The 17728-nt window shown below is 67.7% G+C and carries 14 protein-coding genes and 1 tRNA gene; 6 read left to right on the forward strand and 9 right to left on the reverse strand.

What is annotated here, in order from left to right; all coding sequences use genetic code 11:
• Positions 1-33 precede the first annotated feature (33 nt).
• Together ASC70_RS17175 and ASC70_RS17180 are read right to left on the reverse strand one after the other, a co-directional pair.
• Positions 34-4209 (reverse strand): translocation/assembly module TamB domain-containing protein, encoded by a 4176-nt coding sequence (locus ASC70_RS17175; RefSeq protein WP_162247242.1) that lies wholly within the window; start codon positions 4207-4209, stop codon positions 34-36.
• Positions 4210-4232: 23 nt separating this feature from the next.
• Complete coding sequence (locus ASC70_RS17180) at positions 4233-6017, reverse strand: autotransporter assembly complex family protein (RefSeq protein WP_056052280.1); 1785 nt, start codon at positions 6015-6017, stop codon at positions 4233-4235.
• Positions 6018-6274: 257 nt separating this feature from the next.
• Here ASC70_RS17180 and ASC70_RS17185 point away from each other — a divergent pair, with 257 nt between their 5' ends.
• From ASC70_RS17185 to ASC70_RS17195, 3 genes are read left to right on the forward strand one after another with little or no spacing between them, the layout of a single operon-like run.
• The gene (locus tag ASC70_RS17185) at positions 6275-7804 is read left to right on the forward strand and encodes a circularly permuted type 2 ATP-grasp protein (RefSeq protein ID WP_047413613.1); all 1530 of its coding nucleotides are present in this window, start codon (positions 6275-6277) and stop codon (positions 7802-7804) included.
• Positions 7801-8748 carry an alpha-E domain-containing protein gene (locus ASC70_RS17190; RefSeq protein WP_047413515.1) on the forward strand — a complete coding sequence of 316 codons (948 nt, stop codon included), beginning with the start codon at positions 7801-7803 and terminating at the stop codon, positions 8746-8748. Before ASC70_RS17185 ends, ASC70_RS17190 begins: the two co-directional genes overlap by 4 nt.
• A gap of 10 nt (positions 8749-8758) precedes the next feature.
• Entirely contained in the window at positions 8759-9736 is a 978-nt protein-coding gene (locus tag ASC70_RS17195) for a transglutaminase family protein (protein WP_056052283.1), read from the forward strand.
• Positions 9737-9741: 5 nt separating this feature from the next.
• Here ASC70_RS17195 and ASC70_RS17200 read toward each other — a convergent pair whose 3' ends face one another.
• The 4 genes from ASC70_RS17200 to cysT all read right to left on the reverse strand — a co-directional run bounded on the left by ASC70_RS17200 (position 9742) and on the right by cysT (position 12975).
• Positions 9742-10098 carry a PilZ domain-containing protein gene (locus tag ASC70_RS17200; protein WP_047413511.1) on the reverse strand — a complete coding sequence of 119 codons (357 nt, stop codon included), beginning with the start codon at positions 10096-10098 and terminating at the stop codon, positions 9742-9744.
• A gap of 105 nt (positions 10099-10203) precedes the next feature.
• Positions 10204-11223 (reverse strand): sulfate/molybdate ABC transporter ATP-binding protein, encoded by a 1020-nt coding sequence (locus tag ASC70_RS17205; protein WP_056052286.1) that lies wholly within the window; start codon positions 11221-11223, stop codon positions 10204-10206.
• Between the two features lie 16 nt (positions 11224-11239).
• Positions 11240-12091, reverse strand: coding sequence for a sulfate ABC transporter permease subunit CysW (gene cysW / locus ASC70_RS17210; RefSeq protein ID WP_056052289.1), 852 nt, complete (start codon positions 12089-12091; stop codon positions 11240-11242).
• Positions 12091-12975 carry a sulfate ABC transporter permease subunit CysT gene (gene cysT, locus ASC70_RS17215; RefSeq protein ID WP_082539805.1) on the reverse strand — a complete coding sequence of 295 codons (885 nt, stop codon included), beginning with the start codon at positions 12973-12975 and terminating at the stop codon, positions 12091-12093. The genes cysW and cysT overlap by 1 nt, the downstream gene beginning before the upstream one ends.
• A gap of 272 nt (positions 12976-13247) precedes the next feature.
• Between cysT and ASC70_RS25075 the strand changes: the two genes are divergently transcribed.
• Positions 13248-13715: an NINE protein gene (locus ASC70_RS25075; protein ID WP_235519436.1), complete on the forward strand. Its 468-nt coding sequence runs from the start codon at positions 13248-13250 to the stop codon at positions 13713-13715.
• Between the two features lie 80 nt (positions 13716-13795).
• Here the strand turns inward: ASC70_RS25075 and ASC70_RS17225 are convergent.
• A tRNA-Lys gene (locus ASC70_RS17225) sits at positions 13796-13870 on the reverse strand.
• Between the two features lie 127 nt (positions 13871-13997).
• On the opposite strand from ASC70_RS17225, the gene ASC70_RS17230 reads away from it, so the two are divergent.
• Entirely contained in the window at positions 13998-14747 is a 750-nt protein-coding gene (locus ASC70_RS17230) for a hypothetical protein (protein WP_056052291.1), read from the forward strand.
• On the opposite strand, the gene tgt is transcribed toward ASC70_RS17230, so the two are convergent.
• Both tgt and queA read right to left on the reverse strand, forming a co-directional pair.
• On the reverse strand, positions 14741-15856 hold the full coding sequence (tgt, locus tag ASC70_RS17235) for a tRNA guanosine(34) transglycosylase Tgt (protein WP_056052294.1): 1116 nt from the start codon (positions 15854-15856) through the stop codon (positions 14741-14743). The genes ASC70_RS17230 and tgt overlap by 7 nt on opposite strands.
• Positions 15856-16968 carry a tRNA preQ1(34) S-adenosylmethionine ribosyltransferase-isomerase QueA gene (queA, locus tag ASC70_RS17240; protein ID WP_056052297.1) on the reverse strand — a complete coding sequence of 371 codons (1113 nt, stop codon included), beginning with the start codon at positions 16966-16968 and terminating at the stop codon, positions 15856-15858. Before queA ends, tgt begins: the two co-directional genes overlap by 1 nt.
• Positions 16969-17094: 126 nt before the next feature.
• Between queA and ASC70_RS17245 the strand changes: the two genes are divergently transcribed.
• A complete protein-coding gene (locus ASC70_RS17245) occupies positions 17095-17712 on the forward strand; it encodes a hypothetical protein (RefSeq protein ID WP_056052300.1) in 618 nt (205 codons plus the stop codon).
• The last annotated feature ends 16 nt before the right edge of the window (positions 17713-17728 follow it).

Consider the following 17728-nt stretch of genomic DNA (forward strand, 5'->3'; position numbering starts at 1 on the left):
GTAACCGGGAGCCCGCGCAACAGCCTTGCTTCTTTAGTAGTCCTTTCGCCAACGGACGGAAAGCTTGGCGTCGTTCTGGCCGCCGATCCGCGAGACCAGCGACAGGGTCCGGCGAATCCGCCATTCGACTTGAGCGGCCGGACCTTCACGACCACCGCCGATGATCTCGACATAGACGTCGTCGGTCACGTACTTGCCGCCCGACACAGTCATGCCCGTGGCGCTCTCGGCGAAAGCCAGGCGGTCCAGCCGCGCGAAGCTCCTCAGGTTGCCGATCACGTCGAAGCCTCCGCCGCCCGCCATGGAGGCCAGGGCCGAGGCCAGCTGGGCGGCCTCGATCGGCGACAGCTGGGCCGCGGACGAACCAAACAGCACCTGGCTGAGCACCTCGTCGCTGGGCAGCTCGGGCTTGGAGGTCAGGGTGATCTCGGGCTTGGCGGCCGTGCCCTGGATCTTGACCACCGCCGTCAGGGCCGCGTCCTCGCGGGTCGCCGACAGGTCCAGGCGGATGCGGTCGAGCTGGCTGGACAGATAGACCGTGCCATTCTGGTCGAACTCGAACCGCTTACCCGCGAAGTCGTATTCGCCACGCACCACCCGCGCCACGCCGCTGAGCGCCGGGGCCAGGGAGGTGCCGCCGACATGGGCGTCCAGCGACAGCTCGACGTCCAGGCCACGGCCGCGCACGAACACCCGGCGCGACGCCTTCAGATCAAGGTCGAGGATCATGCCGCCGGTGGTCGGGCGGCGCTGCAAGCCCTGGTCAAGGTCCTGCGGGCGGTTGCGCTCGACCACGTCCATGGCGACGACGCCGACCGGCGTCTTGCTCTGGGCCGAGACGTCGGCGCGGTCGATGGTCACCGCGCCGGTCAGCTTGATCTTGCCGTCGGCGGAGCGGTTGATGCTGGTCTGGCCGGTGGCGACGGCCGAGGCCAGGTCGTTGTCGATCAGGCGGAAGCTTTTCAGGTCCAGTTTGAAACTGCCGACGCCGTCACGGGCCAGGCTGATCCGGCCCGCGCCCGAGACCGAGCCGCCCTGCCCGTCCTCGCCGATGGCCTGGCTGACGTCGATGGCGTTGTCGGCCAGGGCCGCGCGCAGGGTGACGTTGCGTAGGCGAAGACCGCTCTGGCCGTCCTCGAAGCCGCCGCTGTCCAGGGTCGCCTGGCCGATCAGGCGTGGGTCGGCCAGGGTGCCGCCCAAACTGGCTTGCAGATTGATCCGGCCCGATAGCGACCGCTCGGGGCCTAGCAGCAGGTCCCACAGCGGTTTGATCTCGCCCTGGGCCGAGAACTGCCCTTGAACACCACGCTTCTTGTCGACCATCAGGCGTAGCGGCCGGGCGGAGGCCTCGACGGGGAGCACCAGATTGGCTTCGGCTTTCAGGCCCTGACGGTTGTCGCCATCGGCGATGATCGTCAGCTGCCTGTCGGTCAGCTCGCCATGCACCTTGGCGTTCAGGGATTGCTCGACCTTGGAGCCCCGCTCGCGAGCGTTCGACAGCCGCATGGTGAAGTCGCCGCCCAGGGTTTCCCCTTGGCCATGCAAATTGAACGAACCGTCGATGTCGCCGTCGAGATCGGGATCGAAGGCGGTCAGGGTCACGCCAGCAAGCTCGGCCTTCAGCATGGCCGTAGCCCCGCCGATGTCGGCGTCGATATCCGCGCGGCCTTGGTCGATGGCCAGGCGCAGGCGGGCCTGGGTTGGGCCGTCGCCAAACCGGACCTTGGCGGCCTCGCGGGTCTTGATCTCGGTGCGCCCCATGCGGCCGGTGGCGTTCAGGGTCAGGTCGTAGAGCTTGCCCGTCTGGGCCAGTTCGCCGGTCCCGCCGAAGCGCCAGCGCCCTCCCGGGGCCTCGCCGCGCGCGTCGATCGACAGCGGCAGGCGCGACAACGGTCCGTCGGCCTTGATCCGCGCCGAACGCACCTTCCAGGCGCCGCTGGCGACGTCCTCGGCGGTCAAGTCCAGCGTGGCCGTGGCCGCGCCGGCGCCGGGCGCGTCGACCAGCTTGGCTGTGCCCTTGACCTGGCCTTGCGGCAGGAAGGCGCCGGGACCGATCGCGACGGCCAGGTCGGCGGTGGCCGGCAGGCCGTCACGCAGGCTCATCGCGCCCTTGGCCTTGGCGCCGCCGGCGTCGACGTCCAGCTCGGTGAGCTCGATCCCGCCCGGCGAGAACCGGAAAGCCGTTCGGCCGCGCGCCGGGCCGTAGCCGCTATCGGCCTGCAAAGCCGCGACGCCATCCGTGGCGTTTGGCCCGTGAGCGAAGGTCAGGGTCAGGTGCGCCTTGGTCAGCGGCAGCCTGGGCAGATCGATGGCGTCGAAGTCGGCGTTCAGCTCGGCCTTCGGCGCCGACAGCGTGCCGCCGACGTGACCGTCGCCCGCCGCCTTGCCCGCGATCTCGACCGGACCGGCGCTGAACGGACCCGACGCCGTCCAATCAAGCTTGAAGTCCAGACCGAGGCCCTGAGCGACCATCTTGCCGGCGCTTCTGAGGCTGGCGGCGGCGCCGTCCAGCTTGGCGTCGGCGACCGTCAGCACGCCGTTGTTCCAGCTGGCCTTGCCGTTCAGACGCGGTGTCGCGCCCAACAGGCGGTCGATCTCGGCATAGCCGGTGGCGAACCCCGCCGCGCGGCTATCGACCGTAAAGCTCCAGGGACTGTTGGCGAAGCTGGAGGCGGTCCACTTGGCCGTGACCGAGCCTTTGGCGCCGGGCCGCACCGGACCCAGGCTGGCCACTTTCATTTCACCGTCGAATGACAGGCCGCCGAGCACGCCGCGCTCGCCCTTGCCGGTGACGACCAGGTTGGGCGCGTCGACACGGGCGGACTTGATCAGGAAGCGACCACCCTTGACCCGCGCGCCCTCGAAGCTGGCCTTGGGACTGGAACCCAGCACGGCCAGCAGACCCGTCCCGCCGCCACCCGAGGTAGTCGCCTGGGCCTTGATCTCCAGCTCGCCCTTGGCCCAACGCACCTTGGCGGGCCCCCTGGCGCGCTTGAGCCGATAGCCCAGCAGCTCCAGGTCGGCGACGTCGACATTCCCCTCGACCGAGAAACCGCCCTCCTCAAGCCGGAAGACGCCGTCAGCCAGGCCGCGCCCCATCTGCGGGATGGTGACGATGCGCTTCAAGGCGCCGACCTGGGCGCTGAGGGCGATGCCGTCCGGACCGGTCCGCTTCTTGGCGAGATCCGCGAGACCATGGCCGTGCAGCGTCAGGTTCTGGGCGATGATCGCCAAGTTCAGGTCCGACAGCCCGTCCTTGGTCGCCTTCTTTCCGTCGAGGGTGAAATCCGCTTGCGACCCGAACATGTGGGCCAGACGCTGGGTCAGGATCGAGGCCTCGAGGTCGATGCGGCCGTGCGCCGAGCCGCCTTCCGGCGTCCAGGCTCCGTCGGCTTGCAACGGGGTCGTGTTTCCGGTGCGCGCCAGGACGTTGAACGACGCGCGACTGGTCGTGCCGTTCGCCTTGGCCTTCAGATCGAACGGACGGTCCGCGGGCAGGCCCAGCGCGCCGGCGATGGCGCCGCCGTTCGCCTCGGTGGCGTCGGCCATCAGGCGCAGGCTCTTCGAACGGCCCAGGTCGAAATCGACGTTCAGGTGATCGCCGACATGCAGACGCGAAGCCACCGTTAGCTTGCCCTTCTGACCGCCCTGCCTGGCCATTTCATAGTCGCCCGTGACGTCGAAGTCGCCGTCCTTGCCGCTGAACGCCGGCCGGGTGATCAGGCGCAGGGTGAAGGCGTCCAGATCGACCGACACCGGCGCCGCGCTGGACTTCGGTCCCTTGGGCGCCATGGTCGGCCGGCGCAGGACCAGGACGTCGCGCGCGTCGACCCGCTCGGCGTGAAAGCGGCGACCGAACAGCTCGGTGGGTCGCCAGGCGACGCGGATGTCATGCGCCTCCAGCCAGACGCCCTTCTCGTCCGAGATGGTCAGGCGGCGGACGCCAAAGTCCTTCCAGATATCGCCGGACAGTCCCTCGATGTGCAGCTTGCCGATCCGGCCCAGCTTCAAACCGGAGGCGCGGGCCTCGAGGAACATGCGGCCTTGCGGGGTGATCGGGGCGAAGCGCAATCCGCCCGCCATGACGATCAGGATCCCCGCCAGGATCGCGGAGGCAATCAGCAGCCAGCCGCCCCACCCGATTTTCCTGGCCGCCTGAACGGCCGTTTCGCCCGCCGCTTCGGCGGCGTGGACGACCGTCTCGGTCAGGTCAGGCTTGTCGTGCTCCCCGCTCAAAAGCTTTGCCCGATGCTGAGATAGATCTGGAAGGCCGGGTCGCCCGACCGCTTGCCCAGCGGCACGGCGATGTCCGCGCGGATGGGGCCAAAGCCCAGGTCATAACGGACACCGAAGCCCGCGCCCGCTCGGAAGTCCTCGCCCCGCGGCGTTTTGTCGGTGCCGATGGCGCCCGCATCGATGAAGGCGACTCCGCTCCAGCGATCCGTGACCCTCTGGCGCAGCTCGAACGACGTCTCGACCAGCGAAACACCGCCTTGGGGCGTGTTGTCTGACAGTCGGGGGCCAATGGCCTGATAGGCGTAGCCGCGCACCGAGCCGCCGCCGCCGGCGTAGAACCGCCGCGAGGCCGGCACTTCGGGGATGCCTCCGCCGACGATCGCGCCCAGCTTAACCCGCGCCGCCAGCACCGTGCTGGCGAGCTTGCCGAACGGCAGATAGGCCGAACCCTGGGTGGTCAGCTTCAGATACGGCAGGGTCGTGTCCCCGACGACATAGGTCGGCTCGCCCCGCGCTTCGAGGCGCCAGCCCCGTTTGGGATCGAGGATATTGTCCGAGAAGTCCCAGGCATAGGCCGCCAGGCCCGCGACGGTCGCCAAGTTCAGCTTGCGCCCCGCGACCAGGCCGTTGCGGCTGACCTGCTCCTTGGTCTGCGAAATATCCAGCGACACGCCGAAGGTGCGATAGGCCGTCGTCTGACGCCGCTTGGTCAGGTCGACCCCGACCGTGGCCCCGGTTTCGTTGTAGGCGTCCGTGTCGTTGCGGAAGATCGAGGAGTTCAGCTTCAGGGTCTGCTGCGGCCTCCGCCAGTGCGGCAGCGAGATTTCCCCGCCTAGGCGTTGCTCCAGCTTCGCGAACTTCAGAGCATAGGTCGTGGTGTCGGCGCGCTTGAACCGATTGTAGCGGCTCCACCGCAGATCAACGCCACCGCCCTCGCTGGTGGAATAGCCGACGCTGGTTTCGATCGTCCGCGATCGACGATCGGACAGCGTGATCACGACCGGCCGCAGCCCCTCGGGCGTGGCCTTGTCGGGCCCGGCCAGCGAGACGGAGATCGAATCATAGACGGAGGTGTCGCGCAGGCGGCGCTCCAGCTCCGCGACGTCCTCCGGGTCGTAGACGTCACCCGAGCGCCAGGGCGCCAGGTGATTCACCCAGACTGAATTGGTCCGCCCCTTGGTGACCAATTCGATTCCGTCGAGATGGACCAGTTCGCCGGCGGCGATCTTGAAGGCCGGCCGGACCGTGTGATCGCCGTGATCGACGACCACCTCGCGCGGCTCGGCCGCGGCGTCGGCATAGCCCAGCTTGGCCACTTGGGCGACGATGCGGCCCTCGGCGCCGACCACGTCGGCGGCGCGGCCCGGTTCGCCCTCCGTCAGGCGCATGGCGGCGGCGGCGCGCTGGCGGACGCCTTCGTCCGGCGGCGCGCCGGACCAGTCGATACGGGGATCGGCGATGACGAACACAGGGCCAGGCACGACCTTGACCACCGCGCGTGGTGGTTCGCCGTCCAGCACGTCGGGCTCGACGGTGTAGGCATAATAGCCCTCCGCGCGCAGCACCGCGATCGAATCCTCGCCAGCTTGGCGGGCCCGGCGACGGGCCTCCGCGCGGCTTTGAGGGGGATGCTTCGACTGGGTGAGCGCGCGCTGGATGGCCTCGCGCAGAGCCTTGTCCTCGACGCCCTGGATCTGGGCCATCGGCTCATCGGCCCAGGCGGCCGAGGCCGTCAGGAGAGTCGCCGCTGACAACGCCAGGGAAGTCCGCCCAAGCACCAAATCACGTTCCCCGCGCGAAGCGCCCCCGCCCCTGCTGTAGTCTGGGGTTTGGCCTCTGTCACGACCGGAATTGCAACGACCTAAGAGCAAGCGGCGCTTCTCAAAGCGGGCGAAAGGCGCCCAAATGCTAGGCAGCCGTGCGCATCTACGCGGCGAATGTCGAATTCGGCGCGCGGGCCCTGCGCGACGTTCTAGAGTTGGGACGGCGCGGCCCCCTCGGCATGGCGTCCAAAGCGAAGAGAAACGTGGAAAAAAGCGTGGCGGCGAAGACCCAGACCCTTGTGGATGCCCCGACCCTGCCGATGACGGAGGCGGCGTACTTGCCGGGCGTCGCCTACGACGAGATGTTCACGCCCGAGGGCGAGGTCCGGTCCCACTACGATCCGCTGCACGCCCGCATGTCGACCTTGGGCGCCGAAGAGCTGGCGGGTCGCCAGCGAACCCTCGAGCGGTCCTTCCTGCTGCAAGGCATCACCTTCACCGTCTACGGGGCCGAGAACACCACCGAGCGGATCATCCCGACCGACCTCTTCCCGCGCATCATTCCCGCCGACGAATGGAAGCGGATCGAAGCGGGCCTGACTCAACGCCTGCAGGCGCTGAACCTGTTCCTGGCCGACATCTACGGCGACCAGCAGATCCTGATGGATGGCGTGGTGCCGCGCGAACTGGTGCTGGGCGCGCCGTCGTACCGGCGTGAAATGCAGCACATCTACGTGCCCCACAAGGCCTACGCCAATGTCTGCGGCAGCGACCTGATCCGCTGCCAGGACGGCCAGTTCGCGGTGCTGGAAGACAATCTGCGCGTCCCGTCCGGCGTCTCGTACATGCTGGCCAACCGCGACGCGGCCAAGCGGACTTTCCCCGGCACCTATCGCGCCGCCGGCGTGCGGCCGGTCGAGCGCTATCCCGACCTGCTGCTGGCCACGCTGAAGAGCATGGCGGCCGACTGGCGCGGCGATCCTCAGGTCGTGGTGCTGACGCCCGGCGTCTACAACAGCGCCTACTACGAGCACGCCTACCTCGCGCGCCTGATGGGCGTGCCGCTGGTCGAAGGCCGCGATCTCGTGGTGCACGAGAACATGGTCTACATGCGCACCACGACCGGCATCCGTCGGGTGGACGTGATCTATCGCCGGGTCGACGACGACTTCATCGACCCCCTCACCTTCCGGCGGGACTCTTCGCTGGGCGCGGCGGGCCTGTTCAACGCCTATCGCGCCGGCAATGTGGTGATCTGCAATGCCCCCGGCACCGGCGTCGCCGACGACAAGGCCGTCTACGCCTACGTCCCCGACATCATCCGCTATTACCTGGGCGAGGACGCGATCCTGCCCAATATCGAGACCTTCCTCTGCCGCGAGTCCCGGCAGCTGGGTCACGTGCTCGACAATCTCGACAAGTTCGTGGTCAAGGCCGTCGGCGCCTCCGGCGGCTACGGCATGCTGGTCGGGCCGCACGCCAGCCAGAAAGAACGCGACGACTTCGCCGAAGCCATCAAGGCCGATCCTGACAACTACATCGCCCAGCCGACGATCCAGCTGTCGACCGCCCCCTGCCTGGTCGACGGCCGCATCGAGCCGCGCCACGTCGACCTGCGACCGTTCATCCTGTCCGGCGAGAAGACCATCGTCACGCCCGGCGCCCTGACGCGCGTGGCCCTGAAGCGCGGTTCGCTGGTGGTGAATTCCAGCCAGGGCGGCGGTTCAAAGGACACCTGGGTGCTGGCCGAGGAGAACGGCCACTCCAATGGTCACTCCAACGGCAATGGGAGTGTCCGCCCATGATGTTGGCTCGGGTCGCCGACAGCCTCTACTGGCTGGGCCGCTATATCGAACGGGCAGAGCACCTCTCGCGCCTGTCCAGCGTCATGCTGAACGCCACCCTGGACCAGACGGATTCCGGGACCCACGCCGTGCAGATCGCGCTGGCCGCCGTCGGGGAGCCGGCCGACGGCGCCGACGTCGGCTCGTTCGAGGCCGCCCACGCCCTGGTGCTGAACCGCGGAGATCCCAACTCGGTGGTCTCGTCCCTGGCCCGCGCCCGCGAAAACGCCCGCCAGGTGCGCGACCAGATCACCACCGAGACCTGGGAACGCCTGAACCTGCTGTATCTCAAGGTCACCGACGCAAAGGCCGCCAAGGACTTTTCCCACGGCTCGGACACCTTCCTGCACGACGTCATCGCTGACCTGCACCTGTTCAAGGGCGCGGCCGACACCACCATGAGCCACGGCGAAAGCTGGCGGTTCATGATGCTGGGCATCTACATGGAGCGCGCCCAGCTGCTGTCGCGTCTGCTGGAGGTCTGTTTCGCGGAGTCGCCGGTCCATGGCCGGATCGACGATCACGTCGCGCTGGTCAGCGTGCTGCGTATGGCCTGCGCTCTGGAGCCCTATCTGCGCGTCTACACCGCCGAGATCGAGCCTCGGCACATCCTTGAATTCCTGGTCTTCGACGAGGACTTCCCTCGCTCGATCCGTTTTGCCACCGCACAGATCGAGCAGCATCTTTCCGCCCTGGCTCGCCGCGTCGCGACCGGCGATCGCGCCGGTCCGGAACGGCTGGCTGGACGACTGAAAGCCCGCCTGCAGTTCGCCGACGTCGACGAACTGGAAGCTATTGGCGCCGGGCCGTTGCTGACCACCGTCGTCAACGAATGCGCGCGCATTCACGAAGCGATCTACGAGACCTTCGTGGCCTATCCGCTTGAAATGCGCCTACCGGCTTAGGACGAAAACAGTGCTGCTCGAAATCCGCCACGTCACCCAGTACCACTACGAGCGCCCGGTCCGGGAAAGCCTGATGGAGCTGTGGATGCAGCCCCAAAAGACCGCCCGTCAGCGCCTGGTCAGCTTCGAGCTGGATCTGGAGCCGGCCGCCCAGGTGTTCTCCTACGCCGACAGTTTCGGCAACGCCGTCTACCATTTCGACGTCCCCCAGCCACACGACAAGCTGACCATCATCGCGCGCTCCGCGGTCGAGACCGAGCCGACCGGAGAGCGACCCGAGCAGCTGGACATGGGCGAATGGGACCGCCTGCGCAGCGAGTTCGTCCGCGGCGAATGCTTCGACTTCCTGCGGCCGCATGGGTTCGTCCAGACGACCGACGCGCTACGGACCTTCATCAACGAGCACGATCTGGATGCGCTCAAGCGCAAGGATCCACTGACCGCGGTTCGCGCCCTGTCCGAAGCGATCTATCGCGCGTTCGAGTATCAGCCCGGCGTGACCGACGCCGACAGCCCGATCGACCTGGCGCTGAGCGCGGGACGCGGGGTTTGTCAGGACTTCGCCCATATCATGCTGGCCGTGTGCCGTGCATGGGGTATCCCGGCGCGTTACGTCTCGGGTTACCTGTTCACCGATCGCGACGCTGGCGACCGGTCCGATCCCGACGCCACCCACGCCTGGGTCGAGGTCTTCCTGCCCAGCCTGCGCTGGGTCGGCCTGGACCCGACCAACAACATGATGACCTGCGAGCGGCACGTGGCCGTGGCGGTCGGCCGCGACTATGCCGACGTCACTCCGTCACGCGGGGTCTACAAGGGCGACGCCGAGAGCCAACTGGCTGTAGGGGTCACCGTCCGCCGAGCCCGCGCCGCCCTGGCTGAGCCGGAATTCCTGCGCATGGCTCGGCCCAGCTTCGCCGGCGGCCGTCGTCGTCCCGACGCGGCCTTGAAGCAGGAGCTGCATCAGCAGCAGCAACAACAGCAATAATAGATCTACTGCAGGATCTCCGGGGACAGCGTCGCGGCGAACCGTCGAGCGATGTCCAGCGCGCCGGCCGCCCCACCGGCCCGGGGGCCGATACGCTCGGTCTTCAGGAATTGCACGCCGGCCTCGCTGCCGGAGCGCCAGACCACATGGGCCAGGTGCACCCGGCGGCCGCCGGCGTCGACGAAGACGAACTTGTCCGGTGGCGCGGCGATGCCGGCCGTCGACAGGCGGGCGCCGCGCTCGGCGACGTCCAGCAGCGAACACTTCCACGAGCGCGGATCGTCCACGATATAGATCTTGCGCGCCGCCGGCATCCGAGGATGCGCGCGCCGCTCCGCGCCCGAAGGCTCGACCATGGACATGGGCCTCTAGAACTCCCGCCGAGTCAGTACCGATTTTAGCGCAAGCAGAGGGCTCGCCCCCACGCAGAGCGCCGTTCGTCCGGGACCGGTCTAACGGATAGAAGCTTAGGCGGCGTAAACGTGAGCCTTACGGGCGGCGATCTTCACCGTGCCTTGGAAACGAGTGGCCTCGGCGCGCGAGGCGCTAATCTCGATGTGACGGCCGTCGGCGGCGGTGGCGTTGACGGTGGTCAGGGCTCCCTGCACGTGAGCGCGGTCAACCCGCACCTCGAAACCGCCGTCGTCCAGCACGAAGTCGTGCGGCCGGACATAGGCTGTCGCCGAGCCCTCGCGAACGCCCGAGGCCGGCAGCCCCAGGGGCCCGGCGCTGAAGCGGCCGCCGCTGACCTGGCCCTCGAAGCAGTTGGCCTCGCCGACGAAGCCGCAGACGAAGGCCGTCTCCGGCTGGTCGTGCACCTGGTCGGGCGTGCCGATCTGCTCGATCTCGCCCTTGTTGAGGATGGCCACGCGATCAGCCAGTTCCAGGGCTTCTTCCTGATCGTGGGTCACGAAGATAGTGGTGACGCCGGTGGCGTCGTGCACCCGGCGCAACTCACGGCGCAGCGATTTGCGGACCGTGGCGTCCAGGGCGCCGAACGGCTCGTCCAGCAGCAGCACGCTGGGCTGCACCGCCAGGGCCCGCGACAGAGCCACGCGCTGGCGCTGCCCCCCCGAGAGCTGCGAGGGGTAGCGCTTGCCCAGGCCGTCCAGCTCGACCAGCTTCAGAAGGTCCTCGACCCGCCGGGCGATCTCGACCTTGGACGGCTTGTCCTTGCCCTTGCGGACATCGAGACCGAACGCGATGTTCTTGGCCACGGTCATATGCTTGAACAGAGCATATTGCTGGAACACGAAGCCCACGCGGCGCGCGGCGGCCGAGGCGAAGGTCACGTCCTCGCCGTCGAACAGAACCTGGCCCGCGTCGGGGAATTCCAGGCCGGCGATCGTGCGCAGCAGGGTCGTCTTGCCCGAGCCCGAAGGCCCCAGCAGGGCCAGCAGTTCGCCGTCGGCGATCTCGAGGTCGACCTTGTTCAGCGCCGGATAGCGCCCGAACTTCTTTTCGACGGAGCGGATGGTGATGGTCATGGGCCGTTTAGTCCGTTCAGTGTCCGCCGCGCCCGCGCATGCCGGGTGCGCCGACCTCGAGCGCCGTCTTCAGCACCAGGGTCACCACGGCCAGCAGGCACAGCAGGGCCGCGACGGCGAAGGCGCCGACGAAGTCGTACTCGTTGTAGAGGATCTCGACGTGCAGCGGCATGGTGTTGGTCAGGCCGCGGATATGACCGCTGACCACCGACACCGCGCCGAACTCGCCCATGGCGCGGGCGTTGCACAGCAGCACGCCGTACATCAGGCCCCAGCGCACGTTGGGGGCGGTGACCCGCCAGAAGGTGTAGAGGCCCGAGGCGCCCATCGAGACGGCCGCCTCTTCCTCGCTGGTCCCCTGCTCCTGCATCAGCGGGATCAGCTCGCGAGCGACGAACGGAAAGGTCACGAAGACGGTCGCCAGCACGATGCCGGGCACGGCGAAGATGACCTTGATGTCGTTGTCGACCAGATACTCACCGAACCACCCCTGCAAACCGAAGATCAGCACGTAGATCAGGCCGGCCACCACCGGCGACACCGAGAATGGCAGGTCGATCAGGGTGATCAGCAGCGCCTTGCCGCGAAACTCGTACTTGGCGATCGCCCAGGCCGCGCAGAGGCCGAACACCGCGTTGAACGGCACGGCGATCGCGGCCGTGATCAGGGTCAGCTTCACGGCCGCCAGCGCGTCGGGATTGTTGACGGCGTCGAGCGCCGGACCGAGCCCCTTGCGCAGGGCTTCGACGAACACGGCCGCCAGCGGCAGGATCAGGACCAGGGCCAGGAAGGCCATGACCACGCCGACGATCAGAACCTTGGCCCAAGTCGGATCATCAACGGCGCGACGGTGCGAGACGGCAGCCATCAGTCGAACCTCCGCGCCCACGCCTGGATGGCGTTGATGACCAGCAGCATCGTGAATGAGACGGCCAGCATCACGACAGCGATCGTGGCGGCGCGGGCGTATTCGAACTGCTCCAGCTGGATGATGATCAGCAGCGGCGCGATCTCGGACTTGTAGGGCATGTTGCCCGCGATGAAGATCACCGAGCCGTACTCACCCACCCCTCGCGCGAAGGCCATGGCGAAGCCTGTCAGCCAAGCTGGGGCCAACGCCGGCAGAACGATCCGCAGAATGGTGTCGATGCGGTTGGCGCCCAGGCTGGCGGCGGCTTCCTCGACGTCCTCGGCCGCGTCGCGCAGGACCGGCTCGATGGTGCGGACCACGAACGGCAGGCCGATGAAGATCAGGGCGATGGTGACGCCGACCGGGTTGTAGGCGGCCTTGATGCCCAGCGGCGTCAGGAACTGCCCGACCCAGCCGGTGGGCGCGTAGAGCGTCGCCAGGGCGATGCCCGCCACCGCGGTCGGCAGGGCGAACGGCAAGTCGACCAGGGCGTTGACCATGGTCTTGCCCGGAAAGTCGTAGCGAACCAGGGCCCAGGCGGTCAGCACGCCGAACACCCCGTTGATCACCGCCGCCACGAAGGCGGCTCCGAACGTCAGGCGATAGGCGGCCATCGACCGTTGCGACGTGGCCACGGCCCAGAAGTCGGCCGGGGATTGGTGCGCGGCCTTCAGGACCACGGCGCTAAGGGGAATCAAGACGATCAGCGACAGCACCGTCAGCGTCACGCCCATGGTCAGGCCGAAGCCCGGAATGGCCGAACGCCTACGGAAAAGCGGCCGCTTACCCGGCTGGCGGGGCGGCGGAGCGGACGACCGGCGCACGGCGGTGTCGGCGGTCATCGTCTGATCGTCGTCCAGGATCCGGGCTCGCCACATAGCTCAAGGCAAAAATGAACGCGCCGGGACGGATAAGGGTCCCGCGGGCGTGGTGGAAACTGAGCCGCTTAAATCCCTACCTGGACAATGGGGCAAACGAGAAAAGGGTGGTGGGGGTGGGAGAAAAACTGGCGCGACCGGCTCTCCTCCAGGCAACGACCGGTGTGCTTGTCGTTTGAACGAGCTCACCCTAGGGTCAAGCTAAGCCGCCCGATCGGCGGCATGGAGGGGAAAGAATGAGTACGAACCGGTCGGGCCTCAGCGCCGACACCCAAGCCCTGATGCTGTTCGAATCCAGCAAGAAATCCACAGGTGTCGCCTATCTGCTGTGGTTCTTTACCGGCGGCGTCGGCGGTCACCGATTCTACATGGGTCGGACCAAGTCGGCGATCGGCATGATCGCTCTGACCATCTTCGGCTGGGCGACCCTGGCCGCCTTTGTCGGCGGCTTTTTCCTGGTCGCGCTGGGGATCTGGCTGATCGTCGACGCCTTCGCGATGCCCGGCTGGATCGCCGAGCACAACAACGCGCTGATGGCGCGGTTGAACAAGGCCGCCGGCCCTTCGGGCTCGGACGATGTCGCCGATCAGTTGGCCAAGTTCGCCGACCTCAAGGAAAAGGGCGCGATTACCGAGGAAGAGTTCGAAACGCAGAAGAAACGGATCATGGAGCAACTCAGCCCCAGCATCGTCACCGGACGCTGAGAGAGAAATCTCCACGAGAGAACCAGGCCTCGTTCAGCGACAGCTGGACGGGGCTTTTCTCTGTCATGCGTATTGAAAGTTGGTAGGCCGGGTGGGGTTCGAACCCACGACCATTCGATTAAAAGTCGAATGCTCTACCACTGAGCTACCGGCCCGCTCACGATCCGGCGGGGACCGGTGGAAGCGGCGCGGACCATAGTCGGCGGTCTTCCCCCTCGCAAGCATGGTTTCGCCGTTTTTCCGTTGGATGACGCCTAAGCTGTGGGCGGGTTAGGGTGAGTCATGCGTGGTACCTTGCTTTTGGCGGCTTTTTGCGGCGCGACCCTGGCCGGCGCGGCCTCCGCGCGGCAGCAACCGTCGCCGCCGTTGCTCGGCGCACCAGCCTCCACGCTCGCGAATGCTCCTCAGGATTCGCCCGTCCAGCCTATCGACCAGGGCCGAATCAAATCGACCTCCGAGGCCAATCGCGAAGGCATCACCGGGGCCATGCAGGCGCCGCTGCGAGACGTGAACATCGTCCGAACCAAGATCCCCCGCGTGTTGCTGGAGGCGATGGACGATCCTTATCAGCGCCCCGCCAGGGCCAGTTGCGACGCCCTGATCGCCCTGGTCCAGCCGCTGGACGTGGCCCTGGGCGAGGACATCGACCGTAATCCGCCGGGCGAGAACGAAGACCTGATGGACCGGGGCCGCAAGGCGGCCGGCGGGGCGGCCCTGGGCGCGGTGGCCAGCGCCGCCCAGGACATGATCCCGATGCGCGGCTGGGTCCGGAAGCTGACCGGGGCCGAACGCCACGACCGCCTGGTGCAGAGCGCCATCGCCTCGGGCGCGGTGCGTCGGGCCTATCTGAAAGGTTTGGGCGAAGCCCGCGGCTGCAATCCGCCGGCCACGCCCCAACACAAGCCGCCGGCCGAACCGCCGGTGGTCGATCCCGGCATGCCGCCGCCGCGCGATCCCTATGGTCCGCGCAAGCCGCGCTTCCCGATCAACAAGCAGGAAGCGCCGACCGTGCCTCAAGGACCCCGTTACTGAGGCAAGTGCCGGGCCGCGAACTCGCGGCGGAACTGCTCGAAACGCCCTTCCGCGATCGCCATGCGCATGGCGCCGGTCAGGGCCTGGAAGAAGGCGATGTTGTGCCAGGACAGCAGCACCTGGCCCAGGATCTCCTCGGCCTTGAACAGATGCCGCAGATAGGCCTTCGAATAGTCGCGGCTAGCCGGGCAGTCGCTGTCGGGGTCCAGCGGCGTGTCGTCCTCGGCGTACTTGGCGTTCTTCAGATTGATCGCCCCGTCCCAGGTCCAGGCCTGGCCATGGCGTCCCGATCGGGTGGGCAGGACGCAGTCGAACATGTCGACGCCGCGCGCCACGGCCTCCACCAGGTCGATCGGCTTGCCGACGCCCATCAGGTAGCGCGGGCGGTCCTCAGGCAGCAGGCCTGGCGCGTAGTCCAGCACCTCGCACATGGCCGCATGACCCTCGCCGACCGCCAGGCCGCCGATCGCGTAGCCGTCGAAGCCGATCTCGCGCAGTCGCTCCGAGGACTCCCGGCGCAGGTTTTCGAACGTCGAGCCTTGCTGGATGCCGAACAGGACCTGACTGTCGCGGGTCCCGAACGCGTTCTTCGAGCGCTGGGCCCAGCGCGCCGAAAGCTCCATGCCTTTGCGCGCCCTCGCCTCCTCGGCCGGCCAGGCCACGCACTCGTCCAACTGCATGACGATGTCGCTGCCCAGCAAGTCGGCCTGGATCTCGATCGAGCGCTCGGGCGTCAGCACGTGCTTGGAGCCGTCGACATGGCTGGAGAAGGTCACGGCCTCTTCGGTCAGCTTGCTGATGCCCGACAGAGACATGACCTGGAAGCCGCCGCTGTCGGTCAGGATCGGCTTGTCCCAGCGCATGAACTTGTGGAGGCCGCCGAGGCGATGCACCCGCTCGGCCGAAGGCCGCAGCATCAGGTGGTAGGTGTTGCCCAGGATGATGTCGGCGCCGGCGCTCTTGACCTGATCGACGGTCAGAGCCTTGACCGTCGCGGCGGTGCCGACCGGCATGAAGGCCGGTGTGTGGATGTCACCGCGCGGGGTCTTCAGCACGCCGGTGCGGGCCTTGCCGTCCGTGGCTTTGATCTCGAAGGGAAAGGCGGCCATCAGGAGGTCTCGTCTTTGAACAGCAGGCTGCCGTCCCCGTAGGAATAGAAGCGATAGCCCGTCGATATGGCGTGTTCGTAGGCCGCCCGCATCGTCGCCTGGCCGGCGAAGGCGCTGACCAGCATGAACAGGGTCGACTTGGGCAAGTGGAAATTGGTCATCAGCACGTCGGCGGCCCGGAAGCGGTAGCCGGGCGTGATGAAGATGGCGGTCTCGGTGGCGAACGGCCGTACGACCCCGTCTTCGCCCGTGGCGCTCTCCAGCAGACGCAGGCTGGTGGTGCCGACACAGACGATCCGGCCGCCGCCGGCGCGGACGGCGTTCAGGGCGTCGGCGACCTGCGCGCTCACCTCGCCGAACTCGGCATGCATCTTGTGCTCGGCGACCTCGTCGGTCTTGACCGGCAGGAAGGTGCCCGCGCCCACGTGCAGGGTCACGAAATGCAGTGAGACGCCCTTGGCCTTCAGGCGCTCCAGCAGGTCGGGCGTGAAGTGCAGGCCGGCGGTCGGGGCGGCGACCGAGCCGTCCTCGCGGGCGTAAACGGTCTGGTAGTCGGCGCGGTCGCGCTCGTCCTCGCCCCGCTTGGCGGCGATGTAGGGTGGCAGCGGCATGTCGCCGTGGCGGGCGATGCCGATGTCGAGGTCGGGGCCGGACAGGTCGAAGGCCAGGACCACCTCGCCGCCTTCGTGCTTCTCGGCGACGGTGGCGTCCAGGCGGTCGAGTTCGCAGGCCCGGTCGTCGCGTGAACCGAACGCCACGCGGTCGCCGACCTTCAATCGCTTGCCCGGACGCATGAACGCGCTCCAACGGCTGGGCGAAACGCGGCGGTGCAAAGTGGCCTCCACCGCCACGGGCGTGCCGTCGGCGCCGCCGGTCGTACGGCCCTCGCGCAGGCCGGACAGGCGCGCGGGGATCACCCGGGTGTCGTTGAAGACCAGGGCGTCGCCCGGACGAAGGAAGTCGGGCAGGTCGCGGACGACATGGTCGGCCAATTGGGAACCGGGCGGTGCGTCGGCACGCACCACCAGTAAGCGCGCGGCGTCACGGGGCTCGGCCGGGCGCAACGCGATACGGTCCTCGGGAAGGTCGAAATCGAAGTCGGAAAGGCGCATGGGCGGGCTTCAAGCGCACGATGAACCCGGAACGTCAAGACACACGCTGTCGGGCGAGCCCGGTGGACAACCTGGGCGGGATTATTCCATGATCGAGATAACGAGATTCTTCGGGGGAAGACCGCCATGAAACGCTTGCTTATCCCGGCGCTCGCGCCGTTGCTGCTGCTCGCCGCCTGCGAGCAAAAAGCCGCCGCGCCAGCCGCGCCCGCCGCACCGATCGAAACCAGAACCGTGGCGACGACGGTCGCCCCGGCCGCTGCGGAACACACCGCCGCCGGCTTTCAGCACGACCCGGCGGTCAACCTGGAGGGCTACTATTTCACCGAAACCACCGTGCAGGCTGGGAACTGGAAGCTGGTGGATCTGTCCATCCGCGACCAAGCCGCGTTCGGGACCTGGGAAGCGGGCCACTTGATGGACCCGGGCGGCCCCATCTTCCTGAGTTTCGAGGACGTCACCAGCCCGACGGCCGAAAACGAACTGGGCCAGACCTATCACAAGGTGAACTTCCGCCTCGAGCCGGGCGGCTACCGTGTCGACGGCAAACAGGTGTTGTTCCACGCCAAGGACCCGCGGCTCGGCGACGTGGTCCTGGAGCTCCGCCCGGACCTCGCCGCCTACAAGGCGGCTCGGGCTGCCGGTCCGAACGGTGGCCCGCTCAGGATCGTGTTCACGGGCAGCCTGCAGGTCGGCGCCGAGCGAATCCGCAACATCAGCTTCCTTTATCACCCCGGCGAATAGATCGCCCTGCCTCCGC

Source organism: Caulobacter sp. Root343, from assembly GCF_001425745.1.
GTDB lineage: Bacteria > Pseudomonadota > Alphaproteobacteria > Caulobacterales > Caulobacteraceae > Caulobacter.